At 73.0% G+C, this 3,899-nt stretch carries 5 protein-coding genes and 1 pseudogene; 4 read left to right on the top strand and 2 right to left on the bottom strand.

The window, feature by feature from the left end; genetic code table 11:
• Positions 1–195: pseudogene (locus H5J33_RS26670) on the bottom strand (hypothetical protein); the annotation flags it as partial.
• Positions 196–426: 231 nt separating this feature from the next.
• Between H5J33_RS26670 and H5J33_RS26665 the strand changes: the two are divergent.
• The 3 genes from H5J33_RS26665 to H5J33_RS26655 are packed head-to-tail and all read left to right on the top strand — an operon-like array spanning position 427 to position 2,531.
• Complete coding sequence (locus tag H5J33_RS26665; RefSeq protein ID WP_181797398.1) at positions 427–1,524, top strand: exo-alpha-sialidase; 1,098 nt, start codon at positions 427–429, stop codon at positions 1,522–1,524.
• A 37-nt stretch (positions 1,525–1,561) separates the two neighbouring features.
• The gene (gene npdG, locus H5J33_RS26660) at positions 1,562–2,266 is read left to right on the top strand and encodes an NADPH-dependent F420 reductase (protein ID WP_181797397.1); all 705 of its coding nucleotides are present in this window, start codon (positions 1,562–1,564) and stop codon (positions 2,264–2,266) included.
• 13 nt (positions 2,267–2,279) lie between these two features.
• Positions 2,280–2,531: a hypothetical protein gene (locus H5J33_RS26655; protein WP_181797396.1), complete on the top strand. Its 252-nt coding sequence runs from the start codon at positions 2,280–2,282 to the stop codon at positions 2,529–2,531.
• Between the two features lie 9 nt (positions 2,532–2,540).
• On the opposite strand, the gene H5J33_RS26650 is transcribed toward H5J33_RS26655, so the two are convergent.
• Positions 2,541–3,341, bottom strand: a complete 801-nt coding sequence (locus H5J33_RS26650) for a site-2 protease family protein (protein ID WP_181797395.1) — start codon at positions 3,339–3,341, stop codon at positions 2,541–2,543.
• 108 nt (positions 3,342–3,449) lie between these two features.
• Between H5J33_RS26650 and H5J33_RS26645 the strand changes: the two genes are divergently transcribed.
• A partial coding sequence (locus H5J33_RS26645; protein ID WP_181797399.1) for a DUF6578 domain-containing protein occupies positions 3,450–3,899 on the top strand: 450 nt, incomplete at its 3' end.

Raw genomic sequence — 3,899 nt, 5'->3', positions numbered from 1 at the left:
GCCCGACCAGGCCGCCTCGTCCACCAGGTGCGCGGCCAGGTGCCAGGGCTCGTACTCCGGCGTTCCCACCAGCAGCAGCCCGCCCCCGTGCGCCACCACCGACCCGCGCAGCACCCCCGCGAACCTCCGGGTGGCCCCCAGCCACTCCGTCCCGGCGAGCACTTCCCGCAGCAAAGCGACCCGTACGGCGTCCATGTGGCCGAATCCTGCCGCAACGCGCCACTCGTGACCCGGAGTTCACCGGGAATTCGCCCGACTCGGGGAAAAAGCGCCCCGTACGGGGGCCGTGCGGGACCCGTACACGGCCCACGAGAGACCCCTGCGCGGTGGGTACGCGGCCCGTCACGCGCCCCCGTCGGATCCACCAGGACCCACCCGCGCCAACGCACGCTCGTCCGCGTCCGTCCGCGACCGAGGAGCCGCCCCGTGACCGACCCGGCCATCGCCCCCACCGACGTGACCGTCCCCTTCCGCGCCGGCCGCGAGGGGTACGCGAGCTTCCGCATACCCGCCGTCGTCGCCACCCGGGCCGGCACCCTGCTCGCCTTCTGCGAGGGCCGGGCCGCCTCCGCCGCCGACCACGGCCACATCGACATCGTGCTGAAGCGGTCCACCGACGGCGGCCGGACCTGGGGCCCGCTCCAGGTCGCCGCGGACAACGGCACCGACCTCGCCGGCAACCCCGCCCCCGTCGTCCTCGACACCGGCCGCGTCCTGCTCGTCCACGTCCGCGCCGCCGCCTCGGCGACCGAGGCCGCCATCGTGCGCGGGCAGGTCCCGGACGCCGACGGCCGGCGGGTGTGGGTCCAGCACAGCGACGACGACGGGGTGACGTGGTCCGCGCCCAGGGAGATCACCGGGCAGGTGAAGAAGCCGGGCTGGCGCTGGTACGCCACCACCCCCGGCCACGCCCTCCAGCTGACGACCGGCCGCGTCCTGGTCCCGGCCAACCACACCCTGCCGCCCACCGGCACCGACACCGGCGCCGAGGCCAGGTACAACGGCGGGCACTGCCTGCTCAGCGACGACCGCGGCGAGAGCTGGTACCTCGGCTACCTGGACGACAACACCGACGGCTACGTCAACGTCAACGAGACCACCGCCGCCGAACTCCCCGACGGCCGCGTCTACCTCAACGCCCGCAACGACTCGCCCTCCCCCGGAAACCGCGCCGACGCCCACTCGCGGGACGGCGGCAGGACGCTCGTCAAGCCCTTCCGCCCCCAGGCAGGCCTGACCGCACCCGTCTGCCAGGCAGCCGTCCTCCAGCTGCGCGACCCCGACCTGCTGCTGTTCTCCGCCCCCGCCGACCCCGGCGGCACCCGCGCCCTGATGACGATCCGCGTCTCCCGCGACGGCGGCACCACCTGGCGCCCGGCGTACACCGCCGACGGACTGCCCGCCGCCTACTCCGACCTGGTCCGCGTCGACCCGCACACGGTGGGGCTGCTGTACGAGACGGGCGACTTCGGCGCCTACGAGACGATCACTTTCCGCCGGGTGCCGGTACGGCGGCTGACCTGAACCGGTGCCCCGGCCGGCCCGGACGTAGAGTCGGGCCATGACCTCTACCGACAGCGCACAGAAGGCCCCCGCCAAGGACCCCTGGGACCTGCCCGACGTCTCCGGGTACACCGTCGGCGTGCTCGGCGGCACCGGGCCGCAGGGCAAGGGCCTCGCCTACCGGCTGGCCCGGGCCGGCCAGAAGGTGATCATCGGTTCCCGCGCCGCCGACCGCGCCCGGGCCGCCGCCGGCGAACTCGGCCACGGCATCGAGGGCGCCGACAACGCCGAGGCCGCGCGCCGCAGCGACATCGTGATCGTCGCCGTACCGTGGGACGGCCACGGCGACACCCTGAAGTCGCTGCGCGCGGAACTGGCCGGCAAGCTCGTCGTGGACTGCGTCAACCCGCTCGGCTTCGACAAGAAGGGCGCCTACGCCCTCAAGCCCGAGGAGGGCAGCGCCGCCGAGCAGGCCGCCGCGCTGCTGCCGGAGTCCCGGGTCACCGCCGCCTTCCACCACCTGTCGGCCGTCCTGCTCCAGGACCCGGAGATCGAGAGCATCGACACCGACGTCATGGTCCTCGGCGAGCAGCGCGCGGACGTGGAGATCGTGCAGGCCCTGGCCGGCCGCATCCCCGGCATGCGCGGAATCTTCGCGGGCCGGCTGCGAGGCGCCCACCAGGTGGAGTCGCTGGTCGCCAACCTGATCTCCGTCAACCGCCGGTACAAGGCGCACGCCGGGCTGCGCCTGACCGACGTGTGAGCCACCGCGGCCCATGGGGGACACTGGTCGGCGAAGCAGTTCCGAGCAGTGTCCCCGACAGGAGCCCCCCGTCATGCCCCGCATCGCCCTCTACACCCTCGTCGTCTGCGTCCTCGCCGTGGCCGCGGCGGTCGTCTCCTTCGTCCAGGGCAGCTGGCTGGGGATCGTCTGGGTGCTGCTGGCCGGCCTGTCGTCCAACATGACCTGGTACTACGTCAAGCGCGGCCGGATGGACGCCGCCCGCGACACCTCCGTCACGAGCTGAACGCGTCCGTCACGAACCGAACGAGCAGATCGCCGGGCTCTCCTCCCAGAAGCGGTACTGGGCGTCACCGCAGTACTGGGAGAACGTGTCCACGTTCAGCGCCCGCATCACCGCGTCGACCAGGTCGAAGAACGCGTCGTTGACCGACGGCAGCCACAGCACCGCGAACACGAAGAGCAGCCCGAACGGGGCGAACGGCTCCACCTGCCGCTTCACCTTGTACGACAGCCACGGCTCGATCACGCCGTAGCCGTCCAGGCCCGGCACCGGCAGGAAGTTCAGGATCGCCGCCGTCACCTGGAGCAGCGCCAGGAACGCCAGCGCGAACCGGAAGTCCGCGGGCACGCCGTCCAGCGCGTCCAGCCAGAACGGCGCCGTGCACACCGCGGCGAACAGCACGTTCGTCAGCGGACCCGCCGCCGAGATCAGGCTGTGCCGCCAGCGGCCCCGGATCCGGTTCCGCTCGATGAACACCGCGCCGCCGGGCAGACCGATCCCGCCCATGATCACGAACAGCACCGGGAGCACGATGCTCAGCAGCGCGTGCGTGTACTTCAGCGGGTTCAGCGTGAGGTAGCCCTTCGCGCCGACCGAGATGTCCCCGCTGTGCAGGGCGGTGCGCGCGTGCGCGTACTCGTGCAGACACAGGGAGACGATCCAGGCCGCGGTCACGAACAGGAACACCGCGACGCCCGGCTGCTCGGCGAACCCGGTCCAGGTGGCCCAGCCGGTCACCGCCGTCACGGCCAGGATGCCGACGAACACGGGACTGACCTGCCGGTCGCCGGGGCGGGTGGTGGCGGTGGTCATGCATCGGCTCCTGTGGTGACGGGGACGGGGAAAGGGACTCCGGGAAGATCCGAGAGCATACGGGGAAAACGTCTCGCGGTCGCCGCCGGGTTCCGGGAAGGTGGGGGCATGGCCGGGATGAGGGTGTTCTACGAGGACTGGCAGATGGAGTGCTGCGGGCGGCCCTTCGCGGTGGGCGACGAGGTGGCCTGGCCGCTGGTCGCCGTGGACCCGCGGGAACCCCGGGAGCGGTACTACGGGGCCGAGGCGTGGGTCGAGAACCACGGCGACCGCACCCGCCCGACCACCGGCCGGGTCCTCGCCATCGAGCTGGTGCGCCAGGAGTACCTGGTCCACACCGACCGGCGCGCCCGTGAACGCCTCGACCGCGCCCTCGACCCGGACGCGGGGTCCGAGGGGCTGGTCATCCTGCCGTCCCCGTACCAGTGGGAGGCGGTGCCCGGCGCCTACACCCTCCAGAGCGCCGACAGCTGCCCGAAGTGGTTCGACCCAGATGAACCCGGCCGCGACCCGGGCCCCCGGCGGACGCACCGCACGGCCGGCGCCCTGGTCACCCTG

Source organism: Streptomyces sp. WELS2 (genome assembly GCF_013870595.1).
Lineage (GTDB): Bacteria > Actinomycetota > Actinomycetes > Streptomycetales > Streptomycetaceae > Streptomyces.
Note: the sequence above shows the minus strand (reverse complement) of the source record. Positions and strands in the feature narration are given on the sequence as shown.